This is a genomic window from Paraburkholderia tropica, from assembly GCF_014171495.1.
GTDB classification, from domain to species: domain Bacteria; phylum Pseudomonadota; class Gammaproteobacteria; order Burkholderiales; family Burkholderiaceae; genus Paraburkholderia; species Paraburkholderia tropica.
Window position 1 is genome coordinate 534,434 of the sequence record NZ_CP049134.1, and the last position, 20,234, is coordinate 554,667.

The following is a 20,234-nucleotide window of genomic DNA, read 5'->3' on the forward strand; positions in this document are numbered from 1 at the left end:
GAGTTCCGTGATCCGGACCTCAATGCGCCGCCGCCGGGACCTGCGTGTCCATCTTACCCTGATCGCCGCGCAGACGCTCGACGTGGGGTTTGGCCCAGGAGCCCGTGATCGCGTAGTCGCGCGCGAACGCCGACTCGACCGTGTGCGAGAGCGCGATGTCGCCGGCCAGCGCCGCGAGACCGAGCAGCGGATTGATGATCGCGGCGACCACCACGCCCGCGCCCGCGCTCACCGTGGGCACGACATGCACGCGCAGGTCCTGCGTTTCGTGCGCGAGATCGACGGTGCCCTGCATCTGCGCGCGGCCCGGCGCGGTGACGAGCCGGAAGTCGCTGGTGCGGCCGATGCCGTTCTCGATCTGCCCAGTGCCCGTGATGCTCGTGAAGGGCAGGCCCTGGCCGATCACGTCGCGGAAGTCCATGGTCGCGAAGCGCGCGAGGCTTTGCAGGCTCAGCACGCCGAGCAGCGTGGCCACGCCCTGATCGATCTTGAGGATCTGACCGTGGCGCAGGTCGAGCGCGAGATTGCCGTTGAGCGTCGGGAAGTCGATCTTCGAGGGGCCGCCGCGCCAGACCAGATTGCCGCTCAGCGTGCCTTCGCCGTTCTTGACGGCGTGCGCCACGCCCGCGCGTTCGAGCAGCTTGCCCGCGTCCTTGATATCGACGTGGAAATCGAGCGCGGTGCGGCGCGGCGTCTGCGAGGCGCCGCCGGCCGTGTCGGCAGGCGCGGTTTCGTCGCCGATCGCGCGCCAGTTTTCGGTGGCCGTGAAGTGCGCGTCCGGGTTCAGGATGTCGAGCTTGTCGAGCTGCCAGACCGGCACGCCGTTCTCGTCGTAGTTGTGCGCGTTGATCTGCAGGCGGCCGAGGTCGCGGCCGCGCACGATCAGCTGGTTCACCACGAGGTCGATCGACGGCATGTTCTGCGCGGGCTGCGAAACGGCCTGGCCGAGCAGGTCGTTTTCGGTCGCGGCGGGCACGACCAGACGCGCGAGGCGCGCTTCGAGCGTGCCTGGCGATCCCGGCACGGCGCCCGGTTTCCACGAGACGTGGCCCGAGACCTGGTTCGAGGCGAGATTGGCCTGCCATTCGTTGCCGTGCTCGCCGCTGCGCGAGGCGCCGACGATCACGTTTTCCCAGTGGCGCTTGAGCAGCGTCAGCATGCCGACGTGGACCGCGAAGCGCGACGGCAGGTACTGCGCGAACGCGCCGCCGGGGGCGAGCGGGGCGGCGGCAACGTTTGCCGCGCTGGCCGCCGTGTTGGCCGACGCCGTGTTAGGCGCATTGACCGACGCGCCGCTCGCCGGATTCGCCACGGCGTTGGCCGCGCTCGTCGCGGCGGGGCTGGAGGCGCCGTTCGTCATGGCCGTCGCGGCCGCGTTCGCCGGTGCGCCGGTGCTGGCGGCTTCGCGGTGATCGGCTCGATCGGCATGTTCCGCCGCAGCGGTTGTGTTGCTCGCTGCCGCCTTGCCGCGCAGTTGCTGGACTACGAGGCGCCAGGCGTCGGCGTCGAAGGCGGGCAGGTCGACGGCCGCCGTCACGCCTTCGGCGGGCAGGTCGGCGGGCTTGTTCATGCCGATCGCGCCGCGCACCACGTCCGGCACATGGCCCGGATTGCGCCGCAGCACGTAACGCGCCGCGAGCGGGCCGAGCGTGAGTTCCGCGTGCTGATAATTCGCGGCGTCGGTGGCGCCGGCGACCGTGCCCGCGTCGCCCGCGTCGCCGGTGCCCGGTTGCAGATCGAATCGCAGCGGCATCTGCGCGCCCGCGGCCTTGCCGAACGGCGCGGGCAGGTCGATCGCGAGATCGGTGAGATCGGAACTCGCCTTCACGTCGGGCAGATGGCCGCGCGCGCCGTCGACCGAAAGCGAGTAGGGCGCCGTGCCCGAGAAGCGGTCGAGCACCGCCGCCGCCGTGCCGTGCAGATTGAGCCCGCGCGCCGCATCGACGGCCACGTTGCCCGCCACGTCCAGCTTGTAGCGGCCGTCCTCGCGCAGCCCGCCGTTCGCGCGCAGGTCGCCGCCGAGGAAGCGGCCCGTGAGGCGCTCGACCTGGGCGCTGCGGTTCGTGAAGCGCACCTTGCCGTTGAGCGCGGAGAGCGGCGGCACGTTGTCGGCGGCCAGCGTGTTGTTCTCGAAGCCGATCGCGCCGGCCACCAGCACCTTCGGCATCGGCTTGCGCGGGATCGTGAGCTTGAGCGCGAGCGTGGCCGGCCCTTGCGCGCGCACCTTTGCGGGCGCGTGCTTCGAGAGCGCGCCGATCGAGCTGTTGTCGGCATAGGCGAGCAGGTCGGCGAGCGGCCCGCGGCCCGCGCCCTGGATCACGAGGTCCGAGCCCTTGACGCCCAGTTCGTCGATGCGGCCGTTCACGTCGCGCAGCACGAAGTCGCGGTAATGGCCGCGCGCCACGTCGAAGCGCAACTGCTTTTCCTTGAGCGTGAACACGCCGTCGATGCCGTCGAACGCGGGCCACACATTGGGCACGCCGTTGCGCATGGTCTTGGGCGGATACGGCGACGGATCGAAACGGCCGTTCTGGAACGGCGCGACGATGCGGAACTGGCCCGCGTCCGGATCGCGCGAATAGGGGAATTTGGCGAGGTCGCCGTGAATCTCGATGGTCGCACCTTTCGAGATGCCCGCCTGCAGCCCGTGGCCGAGATAGATGCGCGTTTTCTCGCTGATGCTGGTGGGCAGATAGCGCGCGATGGCGTTGACCTTGGCCTCGTCGAAATGCGCGACGAGGTCGAGCGCGCCGCGACCGTGGCCCGGATTCGTGTAGTGCGCGGTCATCCTGGCGCTTGCGTCCGGGTTCTGCACGCCCAGTTCGGTCACGTCGACGGCGAAGGCCTTGAGCTTGTCGCCCGGATTGCGCTGCGCGGCCACGGTCCACTTTGCCGTGCCGTACAGACGGTCGAAGGTCAGGCGCGGGTCGTCGAACACGCCCGGCAGCGTGACTGCCGACTTCGAGGCGTCGAGGCGGATCGTGCCGTGCGACTCGTCGGCGTCGATATGCCCCCAGAGATTTTCGAAGCCCGGCAGGCCCGCGCGCGGGTGATTGCGCGGCGTGAGGCCCGGCCCCGGTTCCTGCGCCGCCACGCTGATGCCCTGCAGGTCGCCCTTGAAGCGGTAGTGCAGGATCGGCTCCGCCGCCGTCGAGCGCTGCTCGGTGGCCGCTTCGCCCGCTTCGGGCGCGGCGCGTTCGAGCGCGAGTTCGTAATCGGCGACGAGCCCTTGCGGATTGAAGCGCACCAGCGCGTTCAGCACGCGGCTGGGCAGCGGCAGCGCGCGCATGAATTCGGCGAGGATGCCGAGGTCGATGCGGTCGCCGCGCACGCTCACGAGCTGGCCCGCCTGCAGCGTCTGCTGGCGAAAGCGCGCGTCGAGCGTGGTGAGCGCGAGCGTGCGCACGAGCGGCGTGCCGTCTTCGAGCGGCGGCTGGCCGAGTTCGGCGTGGAAGTCGCGCAGTTGCAGCGTGAAGTCGCCGGGCGCGAGACCCATGCGCCAGTTGAAGCCGGCGACCGGCAGATCGAGGAGAGGCTGCGTGGGCTTCACGCGCAGCGCGATCGTGTTGCCGCTCAGCACGCCGTCGGCGGACTGGATGCGGCCGTTCTCGAAATGCGCCCAGATGGTGTTGTCGATGCGTCCCGCATAGGTCGTGATCGGCAGCGGAACGTAGCGCGCGAGCGTGGGCAGATCGACGGGGCCGGTCGACACATAGGCGTTGCCGCTCCAGGTGTTCGGCTTGCCGGCGGGCGCGAGGCGTGAGTGCTTGAACTGCGCGCGGAAATCGAGCGGACCGTGCAGCACCGTGCCCTCGGCGGGCGCCTGCAGCGCGATGCGGTGATCGTAACCGTCGTTGAGAATCGCGAGGCGGATGTCGGACAGCTTCAGCTCGGGCGCGTCGCGCGTGGCGTCGGCCCAGCGCAGCGTGCCGCCGCGCAGCACGATGGCTTCCTGGCGCATCAGCCAGGTCGTGAAGGTGGCGTTGCCGGTATGCGCGGTGGGTACGGGCACGCCCGCGACTGTGAGCGTGCCGTCGTCTTCGCGCGTGATCAGCACGTCGGGCCGCTCGACGATCATGCTCGACAGCAACGGCTCGAACAGCACGAGCGAGCGCCACGACACCGAGGCGGTCGCGTGCGGCACGTTCAGCGCGAGCTGGCCCTGGCGATTGCGGATCGTGAGGTCGGCCACGTCGATGCCGGGCTGGAAACCGGACCAGTGCGGCGAGAGTTTGCCGATGCGGAAATCGGCGTGGATCTTGTCGGAAACGAGCTTTTCGATGCGCGGACGGAAGTCGTCCACATGCGGCAGCACGACGTAGCGCAGACCGAGCAGCAGCACCGAAACGATGAAATACAGGACGAGCGCGATGCACGCCAGCACGCGCAGCGTGTGACGGAGTACCGGGTGGTGATGCTGGGAGCCCGCGTCTGCACTTTCCCGGCTGGCGTGTCCGGTGGGGTGCGGGCCGGCGGGGTCGTTACGCTCGGACATGCTGCGGCGGGTGGGGTATGGTAGCGTTGCGATCTGACGACGAAATGTATCACACAGGGCCGTATACAAGGCCATCCAGGGAAGCCGGGATGGCCGGTGGCGCGCGGCGTTTTACATGACGGGCAGGGCGGGTGGCGCGCACTTCGGTGTCCGGCGCAACGTTGCGGGCGAGGCGCCTGCGCACAGGCTCGGGGCCTCGCGTTTGCAAGCCTTGCAACGGAACGTCACAGCAAAACTTCATGGCGGATCCTCGTGCGCGTCATCTTCGTCGCTTCGCGGTTCGCGCGTGTTTTGCGTGCGTCCCACGTGCGTCCCGTGTATTTTCCCTTTCCCGTGCATCTTTCATCCGCGCGATCATCGACGTTTATCTCCGCTTATTCCGCCGGGCCAGGCTTTCATGACTGACATTCCCCTTCTGAGTTCCAGTTATTCGCGCTATGCGGCGCGCGCTTATGCGGCCCGTCCCGGCCTCGAAGCCCAGGTCGAAGCGCTCGCCGCCGCGCCGCTCACGCGCGAGCGCATCGTCGCGCGGCTCGACGCGCTGTGCGCGCAGGCGAGCGGCCAGACGCGTGACGCAGCAAGCGGCGCACCTGCTCAGGCAGACGCTCAAGCAGCACCGATCGCCCTCACCGACGAACAGTTGAAAACCGCGCTGCGCCAGTTGCGCGTGGAAGTGATCTGCGCGGTGATGGAGCGCGATCTCGGCGGTGTCGCCGACGTCGCCGAAGTCACCGGCACGATGACCGATTTCGCGGAAGTCACGATCCAGCGCGCGCTGGCGGTCGTGAGCGCCGATCTCGAAACCGTGTTCGGCGAGCCGCGCGGCCCGAACGGCGAAAAGCTCACGCTCGGCGTGGTCGGCATGGGCAAGCTCGGTGGGCGCGAGCTCAATGTGTCGTCGGATATCGACCTGATCTTCGTCTACGAAGACGACGGCGAAACCACTGGCGGCCAGCGTTCGCCGATCGCCACTCAGGATTACTTCACGCGCGTGGGCAAGCGGCTGATCGGCGCGCTCTCGGACGTGACCGCGGACGGCTTCGTGTTCCGCGTCGACATGCGGCTGCGGCCGAACGGCGACTCGGGCCCGCTCGTGTGCAGCCTCGGCATGCTGGAGGAATATTTCTACGTGCAGGGCCGCGAGTGGGAGCGCTACGCGTGGATCAAGGGGCGGCTGGTGTCGGAGCGCGAAAGCGACAGCGCGCAGCGCCTCGCCACGCAACTCGATTCGCTCGTGAAGCCCTTCGTGTACCGGCGTTACCTGGATTTCGGCGTGATCAGCGCGATCCGCTCGCTGCATCTGCAGATCCGTCAGGAAGCGCAGCGCCGCGCCATGATGCGCCCCGACAAGGCCGACGACATCAAGCTCGGGCGCGGCGGCATCCGCGAAATCGAATTCAGCGCGCAGGTGTTCCAGCTGATTCGCGGCGGCCAGGACGCGGGCTTTCGCGTGCGCCCGACGCTCGCCGTGCTCGGCTACGCGGCGGCGCGCGGCCTGATCGCGCCCGAGGTCTGCCACGACCTCACGCTCGCCTATAACTTTTTGCGCGAGCTGGAGCACCGCCTGCAATACCGCGACGACGCGCAGACGCACGCGATGCCCGTCGACGACGCCGAACGCGCGGCGCTCGCGAAGTCGATGGGATTCGCCGACTACGCCGCGCTGATGAGCGTGCTCGACGCGCACCGCGAAAAGGTCGAGCGCCAGTTCGACCAGATTTTCTCCGACAAGGTGGCCGGCGAAAGCGGCTGCGGCGCGCCCGAGGACGGCGCGGCGGCGTGGGTGTGGAGCGGCGCGCTCGCCGAGGAAAGCGCGGACGGCGCCCTGCTCGAACGTCTCGCGGAACTCGGTATCGACGATCCGGCGCCGCTGCTTGCGCGCCTGCGCGGGCTGTGGACCTCGGCGCGCTACACGGGCCTGCCCGAGAAGAGCCGCGAGCGCTTCGACGTCGTCGCGCAGCGCGCGCTCGACGCGGCGCGCACGCTGGAGCCGCGCGCGCGGCGCGGCGTCACGCTCGCGCGCATGTTCGACCTGCTCGAAACGGTGATCCGGCGCGGCGCCTATCTCGCGCTGCTGACCGAATACCCGGATGCGCTCGACCGCGTGCTCAAGGTGCTCGGCGCGTCGCGCTGGGCGTCGGGCTATCTGATTCGCCATCCGCAACTGCTCGACGAACTGCTCGACGACGAGGCGATTTCCTCGCCGTTCGACTGGCCCGAGTTTTCGCGCCTGCTGCGCGCGCGCCTCGCGGCCGCCGCCGATGTCGAGCAGCAAATGGACTTGCTGCGCCACGCGCACCAGGCCGAAGTGTTCCGCATCCTGCTCAACGACCTGGCCGGACGGCTCTCGGTCGAGCACGTGAGCGACCGCCTCTCGGAACTCGCCGACGCGGTGCTCGACGCGACCATCGAAACCGTCTGGAAGCAGTTCGCGAAACGCCACCGCGAGGTGCCGCGCTTCGCGGCGATCGCGTACGGCAAGCTGGGCGGCAAGGAACTGGGCTACGCGTCGGACCTCGACATCATCTTTCTCTACGACGACGAGGACGAGCGCGCCGCCGAAATCTACGCGACTTTCGCGCGCCGCCTGATCACCTGGCTCACGACCGCGACGGGCGCGGGGACGCTGTTCGACGTCGATCTGCGGTTGCGGCCGAACGGCGAATCGGGGCTGCTCGTCACCGATCTCGACGCGTTCCGCCGCTATCAGCTACGCGAAGGCGACGCCGCGAATACGGCGTGGGTGTGGGAGCACCAGGCGCTGACGCGCGCGCGTTTTTCGGCGGGCGACGCGGGCATCGGCCATGCGTTCGAGGCGATCCGCGTGCAGGTGCTCACCACGCCGCGCGCCGCCGCGCCGCTCGCGCAGGAGATCGTGCAGATGCGCCAGCGCGTCGAGGACGGCCATCCGAATCGCACCGAGCTGTTCGATCTGAAGCACGATCGCGGCGGCATGGTGGATATCGAATTTCTCGTGCAGTACTGGGTGCTGCTGCACGCGGCGCAGGACCCGGAGCTGATCCGCAATACCGGCAATATCGCGCTGCTGCGCGAGGTGTCGCGCTTCGGGCTGATGAGCGAGGCGGAGGCGGACACGATCGGCGCGGCGTACCGGCTGTATCGCAAGCTTCAGCATCAGCTGCGGCTCGACGGCATGGAGACGGCGCGCGTCGATCCGGCGCGCGTCGAGCGCGAGCGCGAGACCGTGCTCGCGTTGTGGAAGCGGGTGTTTGGGGAGGCGTGAGGGAGAAATGTCAGGCTGCCAACCTAAGCCGCCAACATCTCCTTCGCATGCCGCCGCGTGGTCGCGGTGATCTCCAGCCCGCCGAGCATGCGCGCGACTTCTTCCACGCGGCCCGGCTTGTCGAGCGGCGTGACGACCGAGACCGTGCCGCCGTTGCCGTCGCCGGACTTCGACACCTGGAAATGGTGATCGCCGCGCGCGGCCACTTGCGGCAGGTGCGTGACGCACAGCACCTGGCGCGCTTGCCCGAGCTGATGCAGCAGACGGCCGACCACTTCGGCCACGCCGCCGCCGATGCCCGTGTCCACTTCGTCGAAGATCAGCGTGGGCGTGGGGCTCGCGGCGCTGGCGATCACGGCGAGCGCGAGGCTGATACGCGCGAGTTCGCCGCCCGAAGCGATCTTCGCGAGCGGGCGCAGCGGCACGCCCGCGTGGCCCGCGACGCGGAACTCGATCTGCTCAAGCCCGTGCTGGCCGCCGATCGGCTCGCCATTCGAGCCGTTGCCGAGCGGCACGAGCGCCACTTCGAAACTGCCGCCCGCCATCGACAATTCCTGCATGCCTTGCGTGACCGCCGCGCCGAGCGTCTGCGCGGCCTTGGCGCGCGCTTTCGACAGCCGGCGCGCTTCGGCGAGGTAGGCGTTCTGTGCTTTGTCCGCGGCGGCGCGCAGGCCGTCGAGATCGGAGGCGGCGTCGAGCGCGGCGAGTTGCTGGCGGCGCGCCGCGTGTTCGTCGGGCAGCGACTCGGCCGGCAGACGGAATTTGCGTGACGCCGAATGCAGCGCATCCAGACGGTGTTCCACCTGCGCGAGCCGGTGCGGATCGAGGTCGAGACGCTGCGCGTAATGCGAGAGCGAATAGGACGCTTCCTGAAGCTGGATGGCGGCCGGTTCGAGCGCGGCGAGCGCGTCGTTGAGTTCGTTGTCGACTTCGGCGAGGTCGCGCAGCTTCGAGACGATCGAGTTCAGATGCGAAATCATCGCGTCGTCGGATTCGGAGAGCGCCGCGAGCGCGCCTTGCACGCCGTCGATCAGATTCGCGGAATTCGAGAGCCGCGTGTGCTCCGCGTTCACTTCTTCCCATTCGCCCGGCTGCGGCGCGAGCTTGTCGAGTTCGGCGAGCTGCCACGCGAGACGCTCGCGCTCCAGTTGCAGCTCGCGGTCGCGCGACATGGCGGTCTGCACGGCCAGACGCGCGTCGCGCGCATCGCGCCACGTGCGCGTGACGGCGGCGGCGAGGTCGGTGATGCCCGCGTGCGTGTCGAACAGCTCGCGCTGCGCGTCGGGGCGCATCAGCAGTTGATGCGCGTGCTGACCGTGAATGTCGACGAGCCGTTCGCCCACATCGCGCAACTGCGCGAGCGTGGCGGGCGTGCCGTTGATGAAGGCGCGCGAGCGGCCGTTGCTGTCCACGACGCGGCGCAGCATGACGACGCGCTCGCCGTCGGGCAGCGCGAGCGCCTGCTCGTCGAGCCATTGCTGAATGTGCGGCGGCGTGTCGAATTCGGCGGTGATGTCGGCGCGGCTTTCGCCCGTGCGCACGACGCCCGCGTCGGCGCGCGCGCCGAGCGTGAGCGCGAGGGCGTCGATGAGAATCGACTTGCCGGCGCCCGTCTCGCCGGAGAACACGGAAAAACCGCTGTCGAATTCGAGGTCGAGCGCGGCGACGATCACGAAGTCGCGTATCGAAAGGTGGCGGAGCATGGCGTCTTGGGTCGGGCTGGCGTGCCGTTTATACAGGGTTGTGGCGGGTTTGGGCGCGCTTAGTCCTGCGGGTCGTCCTGCAGCGACGGATGCTCGTTCCAGTGCAGCTTCTTGCGCAGCGTACGGTAGTAGCTATAGCCGACCGGATGCAGGAAGGGCACGGTATGGCGCGAGCGGCGCACCTCGATGACGTCGTTCAGTTCGACGGCCGTGAACGACTGCATGTCGAAATTCACGTTGACGTCGCGGCCCGCGACGATCTGGATGCTCACCTTGCAGTCGTCGGGCAGCACGATCGGGCGGTTCGAGAGCGCGTGCGGCGCGATCGGCACGAGCACGATGCCCTGCAGCTGCGGATGCAGAATCGGCCCTTGCGACGAGAGCGCGTAAGCCGTGGAGCCCGTGGGCGTGGCGACGATCAGGCCGTCCGAGCGCTGGTTGTACATGAAGCGGCCGTCCACGTGCACGCGCAGCTCGGCCATGCCGGAGAAGCCGCTGCGGTTCACCACCACGTCGTTGAACGCGAGCGCCTGATAGATCGGAGCGCCGTCGCGCGTGATGCGCGATTCGAGCAGCGAGCGCTCCTCGCGCTCGAAGCTGCCCGCGAGCAGTTGCGGCACGATCTCCTGCATGTCGGAGAACGGAATGTCGGTGATAAAGCCGAGCCGCCCATGGTTGATGCCGATGAGCGGCGTGCGGTAGGGCGCGAGCTGGCGGCCGATGCCGAGCATCGTGCCGTCGCCGCCGAGCACCACGGCCACGTCCGCGCGCGCGCCGATTTCGGCGGGCTGGAGCGACGGATAGCCGGTGGCGCCGATTTCCTGGGCGGTCTGCGCTTCGAACACGACGTCGAAGCCGCGTTGCGAAATGGTCTGGGCGAGCGCCATCAGCGGCTCGCCGATGCCTTGGGTGTTGCTGCGCCCGACGAGCGCAACCGTCTTGAACTGGCTCTCAATCTTCTGGATCTGCATGCCGCAATTACACCATAGTCAGGTCCCGAAAAGGAACCTGTGAGCCAATACGGGCGGGGCGGCGGCCGAAAAAACGCCGCCTCGCGGGCGATGCGCCCGCGGGTGCTTTTCCCGCGCAACGCGGCGCCTTTCTCCCAAAAGCCGGTGACGCGCCGATGACAGCGACCCATTTCGGGGGCTACGCCGCGTAGCGGGTTCCGCCAGCCGGCGGCCCGCTGCCGGCTCGGCACGCCGCCCGCGCGCCCGCGTGCGTACTCGCCCCGAACCCGGCATTAGGCTAAAATTTTCAGTCATGTTAGATCCCCGCGCACAAACCCTCCTCAAGACGCTGATCGAGCGCTACATCGCCGAAGGTCAGCCGGTTGGCTCGCGCACGCTGTCGCGATTCTCCGGGCTGGAGCTGAGCCCGGCGACCATCCGCAACGTGATGTCGGACCTGGAGGAGCTGGGGCTCGTGTCCAGTCCGCACACCTCGGCGGGGCGCGTGCCCACGCCGCGCGGCTACCGCCTGTTCGTCGACACCATGCTCACCGTCGAGCCGTCCGGCGACGAGGACGCGCTCACGCGCGCGGTGAAAACCACGCTGCGCCCCGGCGAGCCGCAGAAGGTGGTGGCGGCCGCGGCCAGCGTGCTCTCGAATCTCTCGCAGTTCGCCGGCGTGGTGCTCACGCCGCGCCGCAGCCACGTGTTCAAGCAGATCGAGTTCATGCGCCTGTCGGACAAGCGCATCCTGCTGATTATCGTGACGCCCGAAGGCGACGTGCAGAACCGCATCATGGCGACGCAGCGCGACTTCGCGCCTTCCGAGCTGATCGAAGCCTCCAATTACATCAACGCGCATTTCGCGGGCCTCTCGTTCGACGAGGTGCGCCGCCGCCTGCGCGAGGAAATCGACGCGCTGCGCGGCGACATGACCACGCTCATGCACGCCGCCGTGACCGCGAGCACCGAGGAGTCGGACACCGGCGAGACCGTGCTGATCTCGGGCGAGCGCAACCTGCTCGAAGTGGCCGACCTGTCCTCGGACATGGCGCGCCTGCGCAAGCTGTTCGACGTGTTCGACCAGAAGACCAGCCTGCTGCAACTGCTGGACGTCTCCAGCCACGCGCAGGGCGTGCAGATCTTCATTGGCGGCGAGTCGCAACTCGTGCCGATCGAGGAAATGAGCGTGGTGACCGCGCCGTACGAAGTGAACGGCAAGATCGTGGGCACGCTGGGCGTGATTGGCCCGACGCGCATGGCCTACAACCGCGTGATTCCGATCGTGGACATCACCGCGCGGCTGCTCTCGCTCACGCTCAGCCAGAACTGAGCGGCTTGCCGGCCATGATCGGCGAAAGCGGCGCGCCGCGCCATTAGCCGAATGGCTAACGTTGCGGCGCGAACTGCGCTGCGTTGCCTGACGTACGCCGCCGCACACGCGCGGCCCGCCCGCCGCCTGGCTGACCCGAAGCCGCCCGCTATAATGATCCCTTGTGCAACCGTTGCTGCGCTGCTCGCGCGGCGTCCCTGATCGCCTATGCGTTTCGACCTCGAGCGGCCCCTGCAATCCGCTGTCGCGCATCGTGTTGCGGTGCTGCTGATCAATCTCGGCACGCCCGACGCGCCCACGCCGCGCGCCGTGCGCCGCTATCTCGCGCAGTTTCTCTCCGACCCGCGCGTGGTCGAGATTCCCGCGCCCATCTGGCAGGTCATTCTGCGCGCGCTGATTTTGCCGCTGCGCGGGCGCTCGTCGGCGAAAAAGTACGCCGCCGTGTGGACGCCCGAGGGCTCGCCGCTGCGCGTGCACACGCAAAAGCAGACCGACGCGCTGCGCCATCTGCTGCAAATCAACGACTACACGGTGCTGGTCGATTACGCGATGCGCTACGGCACGCCCGACATCCCGGCGATGCTCAATCAGCTCAAGCTCGCGGGCGCCGAACGCATCCTGCTCGTGCCAATGTATCCGCAGTATTCGGCCTCGACCACGGCCACGGCCTTCGACGCCGCGTTTGCTGCACTGCGGCGCATGCGCAATCAGCCCGAGATCCGCACGCTGCGCGGCTATCACGACCATCCGGCCTACATCGCCGCGCTGGCCGCGCAGGTGCATCAGTACTGGAGCGCGCACGGCAAACCCGATTTCGCGGCCGGGGATCGTCTCGTACTGAGCTTTCATGGCGTGCCGAGCCGCACGCTCGATCTCGGCGACCCGTACCACGAGCAGTGTCAGCAGACTGCGTCGCTGCTCATGCACGCGCTGGAACTTACGTCGGTCGAATGCCGCGTCACGTTCCAGTCGCGCTTCGGGCGCGCGCAGTGGCTGCAGCCGTACACGGCGCCCACGCTCAAGGAGCTGGGGCAGGCGGGCGTGCGGCGTGCGGACGTATTCTGTCCGGGTTTCACGGCCGATTGCCTGGAAACCATCGAGGAAATCGGCATGGAAGTCCGCGACGAATTCCTGCACGGCGGCGGCAAGGAGTTCCACCGTATTCCGTGCCTGAACGACTCGCGCGCGTGGATCGCGGCGCTCGGCGAGATCGTGGCGCAAAACCTGCAAGGCTGGCCTGTGCAGGCGGCGAGCGCCGGCGTGCATGCTGCGGGCGCGGTGGCGTGAAGCTGCTGCGCCGAGCGCGTTTCGCTTAATCAGGACGCAACGTATGAACTACAAAATTTCGACGGAGCCGGGCGCGCGACTGCGCATCGACAAATGGCTCTGGTCCGCGCGCTTTTTCAAGACGCGCTCGCTGGCTACCGATGCGGTCGGCAAAGGCCGCGTGCGCATTGGCGGCGAAGCGGTGAAGGCGTCGAAGGAAGTGCGCGTGGGCGATCGCGTGGAATTCGAAATCGATCACGTGGTCTGGGAAGTGGATGTGCTGGGAATCTGCGAGGTGCGCGGCCCGGCCAGCGTGGCGCAGACGCTTTACGCGGAAACCGAAGCCGGGCGCGCCCGGCGCGCGGCCGAGCAGGAACGGCGCCGGCTCTTTCGCGAACCGGCGGCCGTATTGCAGGGCAGACCGACCAAGCGGGAGCGCCGCACTATCGACAAACTTTCGCGTGAGGATTGAAGAGGGCTTCCATCGTGGCGTGGACGCCGCCGTATTCGGTGGTGTTCTCGTTCACGACGCCGGACATGCAGATGGTGGTGGTTCCGGCGATGAGTACCAGAGCGACCACCGATATGGCAAAGGTCAGTTTCACGGTACTCCCCAAGGGATCGCGCCAAAACGGCCAGGTAAACCCGGTTTCGGGTTCAATCGGTGCGGTGCCGCGCTCAGGGTATACGTGTGATTGAGCAGCACCTGTTCCTGAGTGTAGGTCAGGTGGGCGGCGCACTCAATTTCAATTTTTCCGCACTGCGGTAATGATTGTAACGGGCAGTTTCGGCGGTTTGACCGTTGTATAAAAAACCGCTGGAAAGCCCTTGAAACAAGCGATCCGGCACCCATGTGCTGTCGCAATGTACGAAGCATCTGTCGCGCCGGCACAACGGCTGCCGGGGCGGCGGAACAGACGGTCCGCACGGGCCGGTGCTTCGTGTCCCTTTTTACTATTCAACGACGTTCAGCGACATGGAAAACACGCAAGAGAACCCGACGAGCCAGAACCCCACGCCCGCGGACGACGCGTCCCAGGCCGCCGCACAGCCGCAGGCCGACGCCGGCCAGGTGGAGCAAGGCGGCGCGGACGCCGCGCTTGCCGAGGCGCAAGCGAAGGTGGCCGAGCTGCAGGACGCCTTCATCCGCGCCAAGGCCGAGACGGAAAACGTCCGCCGCCGCGCGCAGGAAGACGTCGCCAAGGCTCACAAGTTCGCCATCGAAAACTTCGCCGAGCACCTGCTGCCGGTGGTCGACAGCCTCGAAGCCGCGCTCGCGCACGGCTCGGACGACCTCGCGAAGGTCAACGAAGGCGTCGAGCTCACGCTCAAGCAGCTGAGCGGCGCGCTGGAAAAGGGCAAGGTGCTCGCGATCAACCCGGTCGGCGAGAAGTTCGATCCGCACCGCCATCAGGCTATCTCGATGGTGCCGTCGGAGCAGGAAGCCAACACCGTCGTCAGCGTGCTGCAAAAGGGCTATGTGATCGCCGACCGCGTGCTGCGTCCGGCGCTCGTCACGGTGTCGCAGCCGAAGTAAGCGGTGTAAATGGCGCGCACCGCCGGGCGTCGGCAGTCAGACTGAAGACGCGGCGTCGCGCTGCCGTCATCCGCTGTAGCGCAGTCGTGCTTTCCGGCGGCCTTGCGGTCGTTTCGTAAGGCTTTAGAAAGCGAAGGTGGCGCTTTTTCCAAAACATCGCGAAAATGCGTCGCCGATTGAAAAAAATTAACGGACGCATAGCCCAAACCCCTTGAAAAGCGCCAACGCGGCACTTATTTGGGCAGCAGTTCCGAATTGAAGTGGACGCCAGCCGCGATCACGCGGATTGCAACCTTGTTGAAACCGCGTCGAAAACCGCGCAAAGCGGCGTCCGCGCAGCGATCAAAATTGGAGATTTGACAAAAATGGGCAAAATTATTGGTATTGACCTCGGCACCACGAACTCGTGCGTGGCGCTGATGGAAGGCAATCAGGTCAAGGTGATCGAGAACTCCGAAGGCGCCCGTACGACGCCGTCGATCATCGCCTACATGGACGACAACGAAGTCCTGGTCGGCGCGCCGGCCAAGCGCCAGTCGGTCACGAACCCGCGCAACACGCTTTACGCGGTCAAGCGCCTGATCGGCCGCCGCTTCGACGAGAAGGAAGTGCAGAAGGACATCAACCTGATGCCCTACAAGATCGTCAAGCACGACAACGGCGACGCCTGGGTCGAAGCGCATGGTCAGAACCTCGCGCCGTCGCAGGTTTCCGCAGAAGTGCTGCGCAAGATGAAGAAGACCGCTGAAGACTACCTCGGCGAGCCGGTCACCGAAGCCGTGATCACGGTTCCCGCGTACTTCAACGACAGCCAGCGTCAAGCCACCAAGGACGCGGGCCGCATCGCCGGTCTGGAAGTCAAGCGCATCATCAACGAACCGACCGCAGCCGCGCTCGCGTTCGGTCTGGACAAGGCCGAAAAGGGCGACCGCAAGATCGCCGTGTTCGACCTCGGCGGCGGCACGTTCGACATCTCGATCATCGAAATCGCGGACGTCGACGGCGAAATGCAGTTCGAAGTGCTCTCGACCAACGGCGACACGTTCCTCGGCGGCGAAGACTTCGACCAGCGCATCATCGATTACATCATCGGCGAGTTCAAGAAGGAGCAGGGCGTCGACCTCTCGAAGGACGTGCTCGCGCTGCAACGCCTGAAGGAAGCCGCTGAAAAGGCCAAGATCGAACTCTCGTCGGGCCAGCAGACCGAAATCAACCTGCCGTACATCACGGCGGACGCATCGGGTCCGAAGCACTTGAACCTGAAGATCACGCGCGCCAAGCTGGAAGCGCTGGTCGAAGACCTGATCGAGCGCACCATCGAGCCGTGCCGCGTCGCGATCAAGGACGCAGGCGTGAAGGTCGGCGACATCGACGACGTGATTCTCGTCGGCGGCCAGACGCGTATGCCGAAGGTGCAGGAAAAGGTGAAGGAGTTCTTCGGCAAGGATCCGCGCCGTGACGTGAACCCGGACGAAGCCGTTGCAGTCGGCGCCGCGATTCAAGGTCAGGTTCTGTCGGGCGACCGCAAGGACGTGCTGCTCCTCGACGTGACCCCGCTGTCGCTCGGTATCGAGACGCTCGGCGGCGTGATGACGAAGATGATCAACAAGAACACCACGATCCCGACCAAGCACTCGCAGGTCTACTCGACGGCGGACGACAGCCAGTCGGCCGTGACGATCAAGGTGTTCCAGGGCGAACGCGAAATGGCGGCGGGCAACAAGCTGCTGGGCGAGTTCAACCTCGAAGGCATTCCGCCCGCACCGCGCGGCGTGCCGCAGATCGAAGTGAGCTTCGACATCGACGCGAACGGCATTCTGCACGTCGGCGCGAAGGACAAGGCGACCGGCAAGGAAAACCGCATCACCATCAAGGCGAACTCGGGCCTGTCGGAAGCCGAAATCGAAAAGATGGTGAAGGACGCCGAAGCGAACGCGGAAGAAGATCACCGTCTGCGTGAGCTGGCCGACGCGCGCAACCAGGGCGATGCGCTGGTTCACAGCACGAAGAAGGCCGTGGCCGAGTACGGCGACAAGATCGACGCTTCCGAAAAGGAAAAGATCGAAGCTTCGCTGAAGGAACTCGAAGACACGCTGAAGGATTCGTCGGCTGACAAGGCGACGATCGAGGCGAAGGTCGAGGCGCTGTCGGCGGCATCGCAGAAGCTCGGCGAAAAGATGTACGCCGACATGCAGGCGCAGCAGGCCGGCGCCGCAGCGGGCGCGGGTGCCGAAGCCGGCGCCGAGCAGGCCGCGAAGAACGATGCCGACGACGTGGTCGACGCCGAGTTCAAGGAAGTCAAGAAGGACTAAGCCGGTGCGAACGGGCCGCCGCCCACGGGTGGCGGCTCGAACGAATGGACCGGAGCACGGCCGCATCGGTTACGATGCGCGTCAGCATTGCAGCGCCTGGCGAGCCTTCCGGCTCTCCGGGCACATTTGTTTTATGGAGGCCGTTCTGTAACAGGGGCCGCAAGGGCGCGAAAAGTGCCCGCGCGGGGCGTGAAAGGAACGGCGAACGGGTCACGAGATCCAGCATTCAAGAGGAGCCGGCGTGCGCTGCAAAGCGTCAGGCCGGCGTTGAACCGATATGGCGAAACGGGATTACTACGAGGTTCTGGGCGTCGCGAAGAACGCGAGCGACGACGAAATCAAGAAGGCGTATCGCAAGCTGGCGATGAAGTATCACCCCGACCGCAATCCGGACAACAAGGATGCGGAAGAGCATTTCAAGGAGGTCAAAGAGGCCTACGAAATGCTGTCGGACTCGCAAAAGCGCGCGGCATACGACCAGTACGGCCATGCGGGCGTCGATCCCAACATGGGCGGCGCGGGCGCGCAGGGCTTCGGCGGTTTCGCCGACGCCTTCGGCGACATTTTCGGCGACATCTTCGGCCAGGCGGCCGGTGCGCGCGGCGGCCGTAGCGGCCCGCAGGTGTACCGCGGCGCGGACCTGCGCTACAGCATGGAAATCACGCTGGAGCAGGCGGCGCACGGCTACGAGACGCAAATCCGCGTGCCGGGCTGGAGCGGCTGCGAAGTCTGCCACGGCTCGGGCGCGAAGCCCGGCACCAAGCCGGAAACCTGCCCGACCTGCCACGGCTCCGGCCAGGTGCGCATGTCGCAGGGCTTCTTTAGCATCCAGCAGACCTGTCCGAAGTGCCACGGCACGGGTTCCTACATCCCCGAACCGTGCACGGCCTGTCACGGCGCGGGCAAGGTGAAGGAAACCAAGACGCTCGAAGTGAAGATTCCGGCGGGTATCGACGACGGCATGCGCATCCGCTCGGCCGGCAACGGCGAGCCGGGCATCAACGGCGGTCCGTCGGGCGACCTGTATGTGGAAATCCACATCAAGCAGCACGCGGTCTTCGAGCGTGACGGCGACGACCTCCATTGCCAGATGCCGATTCCGTTCACCACGGCGGCGCTCGGCGGCGAGATCGAAGTGCCCACGCTGGCGGGCCGCGCGACCTTCACGGTTCCGGAAGGCACGCAGTCGGGCAAGACGTTCCGTCTGCGCGGCAAGGGCATCAAGGGTTTGCGTTCGAGCATCGCGGGCGATCTGTACGTGCACGTGCAGGTCGAAACGCCGGTCAAGCTCACCGACAACCAGCGCGATCTGCTCCAGCAGTTCGAGAAGTCGCTCGTGGAAGGCGGTTCGCGCCACAGCCCGCAGAGCAAGAGCTGGTTCGACCGCGTGAAGAGCTTCTTCGACTGATGCGCGTTCCCACGCGCGTCGGGTTGCATCGATGCAGTAGCAGGTAGCAAGTCCATGGCAGTCAATCCTGGCGGCGCGGTGTTCGCGCTGCTCGACGACGGCGACTCGACGGCCACGCGCCGCTCGAGCCGCCTCTACACGGGGTTCGTGCGCGAAGTCGCGTGCGAACGCGCGGCGGATCTCGACGCGGCCTGCGCCCAGGTGCAGGCCGAACAGCGCGCGGGGCGCCACGCGCTCGTGATCGGCGATTACGAATTCGGGCGCGCGCTTGAATTCGCGAAGCACGATGCGGCGTCATCGGCGCCATCGTCAACGGCCTCCGCCAGTCAGCCAACGCAGCACGGCCACGCCGCGCTGCGTTTTTTATTGTTCGCGCACTGCGAAATGCTTTCGCGCGAGGAAGCCGACGCGTGGCTCGCCGCGCGCGAAGGCCGTGAATCGCCCGCGCCCGCGGGCATCGCGGCGGTGACGATGGGCGTCGATCGCGAGCGTTTCGAGCACGACATCCACGCCGTGCAGGACGCTCTGCGCATCGGCGACTCGTATCAGATCAACTACACGTACCGGCTCGATTTCGAGACGTTCGGCACGCCCGTCGCGCTGTACCGGCGTCTGCGCGAGCGTCAGCGCGTGCGTTATGGCGCGCTGATCGCATTGCCGGGCGACCGCTGGGTGCTGTCGTGCTCGCCGGAACTGTTCGTCGAGAAGCACGGCGAGACGTTGCGCGCGAAACCGATGAAGGGCACCGCCGCGCGCGACCCCGATGCGGCGCGCGATGCCGCCGCCGCGCAATTCCTCGCGAACGATCCCAAGAATCGCGCTGAAAACGTGATGATCGTCGATCTCCTGCGCAACGATTTGTCGCGCGTGGCGCAGACGGGCTCGGTGCGCGTGCCGGCGCTGTTCAGCGTCGAGCCGTATGCGTCGGTCTGGCAGATGACGTCGACGGTTGAAGCCATCGTGCGCCAAGGCACCACGTTCGCCGACGCGATGCGCGCGCTGTTCCCGTGCGGTTCGATCACGGGCGCGCCCAAGCATCGCACGATGGAGTTGATCGAGGCGCTGGAGCACGGGCCGCGCGGGCTGTACACGGGCACGATCGGCTGGCTCGACGCCGCGCCGGACGGCGAGGCCTGCGGCGACTTTTGCCTCTCGGTCGTGATCCGCACGCTGACGCTCGACGCCGCACAATCCGGCGACGCGGTCATGCGCCGCGGCCAGATGGGCGTGGGCGCGGGCATCGTGCTCGACAGCGTGGCCGCCGACGAATACGAGGAGTGCCGTTTGAAAGCACGTTTTCTGACTCAGGCCGACCCCGGCATCGAACTGTTCGAGACGATGTACGCGACGCGCGCGCAAGGCGTGCGTCACCTCGACCGTCATCTCGCGCGGCTCGCGGCGAGTGCTGCGTGGCTCGATTTTCCGTGCGACGTCGAGGCGTTGCGGGCGCGTTTGAGCGAGACCTGCGCGAGCTTTGTCGACGAGGATGCGCCGCATCGCGTGCGCGTGGCGCTCGCCAAGCACGGCGAGTTCGTGCTCACGAGCGCGCCGCTCGCGCCGCTGGCGTCGGAAACCGTGGGCGTGTTACTTGCTTCGGATCACGGCTATGCGCCGGTTGCATCCGCCGATGCGCTGCTGCTGCGCAAATCCACGCGCCGTGTCGACTTCGACCACGCGTGGCGCGAAGCGGAGACGCAGGGCGGCTTCGACATGCTGTTCTTCAACGAACGCGGCGAGCTGACCGAAGGCGGGCGCTCGAACGTGTTCGTGAAACTCGGCGGCCAGTGGTTCACGCCGCCGCTCGCGTCGGGGCTGCTGCCGGGCGTGATGCGCGGCGTGCTGCTCGACGACGAGGCGTTCGGCGCGCAGGAGCGCGTGCTCACGCGCGACGACGTGCTCGACGCCGAAGCGCTGCTGCTGACCAACGCGCTGCGCGGCGCGCTGCCCGCGCGCTTGATGCTGATCTGAACGACCGGACAGGCGCGC

The 20,234-nt window shown here is 67.2% G+C and carries 12 protein-coding genes; 8 read left to right on the forward strand and 4 right to left on the reverse strand.

Annotated elements, in window-relative coordinates; genetic code table 11:
* Positions 1-19: 19 nt before the first annotated feature.
* The gene (locus G5S35_RS02410) at positions 20-4,495 is read right to left on the reverse strand and encodes a YhdP family phospholipid transporter (protein WP_183038529.1); all 4,476 of its coding nucleotides are present in this window, start codon (positions 4,493-4,495) and stop codon (positions 20-22) included.
* A gap of 397 nt (positions 4,496-4,892) precedes the next feature.
* On the opposite strand from G5S35_RS02410, the gene glnE reads away from it, so the two are divergent.
* Entirely contained in the window at positions 4,893-7,739 is a 2,847-nt protein-coding gene (gene glnE / locus G5S35_RS02415) for a bifunctional [glutamate--ammonia ligase]-adenylyl-L-tyrosine phosphorylase/[glutamate--ammonia-ligase] adenylyltransferase (RefSeq protein ID WP_183038530.1), read from the forward strand.
* Between the two features lie 23 nt (positions 7,740-7,762).
* Here glnE and recN read toward each other — a convergent pair whose 3' ends face one another.
* Entirely contained in the window at positions 7,763-9,442 is a 1,680-nt protein-coding gene (gene recN, locus G5S35_RS02420; RefSeq protein WP_183038531.1) for a DNA repair protein RecN, read from the reverse strand.
* 59 nt (positions 9,443-9,501) lie between these two features.
* On the reverse strand, positions 9,502-10,413 hold the full coding sequence (locus G5S35_RS02425; RefSeq protein ID WP_065057157.1) for an NAD kinase: 912 nt from the start codon (positions 10,411-10,413) through the stop codon (positions 9,502-9,504).
* A gap of 292 nt (positions 10,414-10,705) precedes the next feature.
* Here G5S35_RS02425 and hrcA point away from each other — a divergent pair, with 292 nt between their 5' ends.
* From hrcA to G5S35_RS02440, 3 genes are all read left to right on the forward strand, one after another.
* Positions 10,706-11,725, forward strand: coding sequence for a heat-inducible transcriptional repressor HrcA (gene hrcA, locus G5S35_RS02430; RefSeq protein ID WP_065057158.1), 1,020 nt, complete (start codon positions 10,706-10,708; stop codon positions 11,723-11,725).
* Between the two features lie 207 nt (positions 11,726-11,932).
* Entirely contained in the window at positions 11,933-13,012 is a 1,080-nt protein-coding gene (gene hemH / locus G5S35_RS02435; RefSeq protein WP_074981586.1) for a ferrochelatase, read from the forward strand.
* Positions 13,013-13,055: 43 nt separating this feature from the next.
* On the forward strand, positions 13,056-13,463 hold the full coding sequence (locus tag G5S35_RS02440; protein ID WP_183038532.1) for an RNA-binding S4 domain-containing protein: 408 nt from the start codon (positions 13,056-13,058) through the stop codon (positions 13,461-13,463).
* On the opposite strand, the gene G5S35_RS02445 is transcribed toward G5S35_RS02440, so the two are convergent.
* Positions 13,435-13,596, reverse strand: a complete 162-nt coding sequence (locus G5S35_RS02445) for a hypothetical protein (RefSeq protein WP_167371393.1) — start codon at positions 13,594-13,596, stop codon at positions 13,435-13,437. The two genes, G5S35_RS02440 and G5S35_RS02445, sit on opposite strands and share 29 nt — an antisense overlap.
* Before the next feature lie 371 nt (positions 13,597-13,967).
* Between G5S35_RS02445 and grpE the strand changes: the two genes are divergently transcribed.
* The 4 genes from grpE to pabB all read left to right on the forward strand — a co-directional run bounded on the left by grpE (position 13,968) and on the right by pabB (position 20,216).
* A complete protein-coding gene (gene grpE / locus G5S35_RS02450; protein WP_065057162.1) occupies positions 13,968-14,528 on the forward strand; it encodes a nucleotide exchange factor GrpE in 561 nt (186 codons plus the stop codon).
* A gap of 365 nt (positions 14,529-14,893) precedes the next feature.
* On the forward strand, positions 14,894-16,840 hold the full coding sequence (gene dnaK / locus G5S35_RS02455; protein WP_065057163.1) for a molecular chaperone DnaK: 1,947 nt from the start codon (positions 14,894-14,896) through the stop codon (positions 16,838-16,840).
* A gap of 277 nt (positions 16,841-17,117) precedes the next feature.
* Positions 17,118-18,248 carry a molecular chaperone DnaJ gene (gene dnaJ, locus G5S35_RS02460; RefSeq protein WP_065057164.1) on the forward strand — a complete coding sequence of 377 codons (1,131 nt, stop codon included), beginning with the start codon at positions 17,118-17,120 and terminating at the stop codon, positions 18,246-18,248.
* Between the two features lie 54 nt (positions 18,249-18,302).
* A complete protein-coding gene (gene pabB / locus G5S35_RS02465) occupies positions 18,303-20,216 on the forward strand; it encodes an aminodeoxychorismate synthase component I (RefSeq protein WP_183038533.1) in 1,914 nt (637 codons plus the stop codon).
* Positions 20,217-20,234: the final 18 nt, after the last annotated feature.

Bases quoted from the DNA above. Each gene is read 5' to 3' on its own strand.
- G5S35_RS02410 (WP_183038529.1), bottom strand. From the start codon at position 4,495: ATGTCCGAGCGTAACGACCCCGCCGGCCCGCACCCCACCGGACACGCC.
- glnE (WP_183038530.1), top strand. From the start codon at position 4,893: ATGACTGACATTCCCCTTCTGAGTTCCAGTTATTCGCGCTATGCGGCG.
- recN (WP_183038531.1), bottom strand. From the start codon at position 9,442: ATGCTCCGCCACCTTTCGATACGCGACTTCGTGATCGTCGCCGCGCTC.
- G5S35_RS02425 (WP_065057157.1), bottom strand. From the start codon at position 10,413: ATGCAGATCCAGAAGATTGAGAGCCAGTTCAAGACGGTTGCGCTCGTC.
- hrcA (WP_065057158.1), top strand. From the start codon at position 10,706: ATGTTAGATCCCCGCGCACAAACCCTCCTCAAGACGCTGATCGAGCGC.
- hemH (WP_074981586.1), top strand. From the start codon at position 11,933: ATGCGTTTCGACCTCGAGCGGCCCCTGCAATCCGCTGTCGCGCATCGT.
- G5S35_RS02440 (WP_183038532.1), top strand. From the start codon at position 13,056: ATGAACTACAAAATTTCGACGGAGCCGGGCGCGCGACTGCGCATCGAC.
- grpE (WP_065057162.1), top strand. From the start codon at position 13,968: ATGGAAAACACGCAAGAGAACCCGACGAGCCAGAACCCCACGCCCGCG.
- dnaK (WP_065057163.1), top strand. From the start codon at position 14,894: ATGGGCAAAATTATTGGTATTGACCTCGGCACCACGAACTCGTGCGTG.
- dnaJ (WP_065057164.1), top strand. From the start codon at position 17,118: ATGGCGAAACGGGATTACTACGAGGTTCTGGGCGTCGCGAAGAACGCG.
- pabB (WP_183038533.1), top strand. From the start codon at position 18,303: ATGGCAGTCAATCCTGGCGGCGCGGTGTTCGCGCTGCTCGACGACGGC.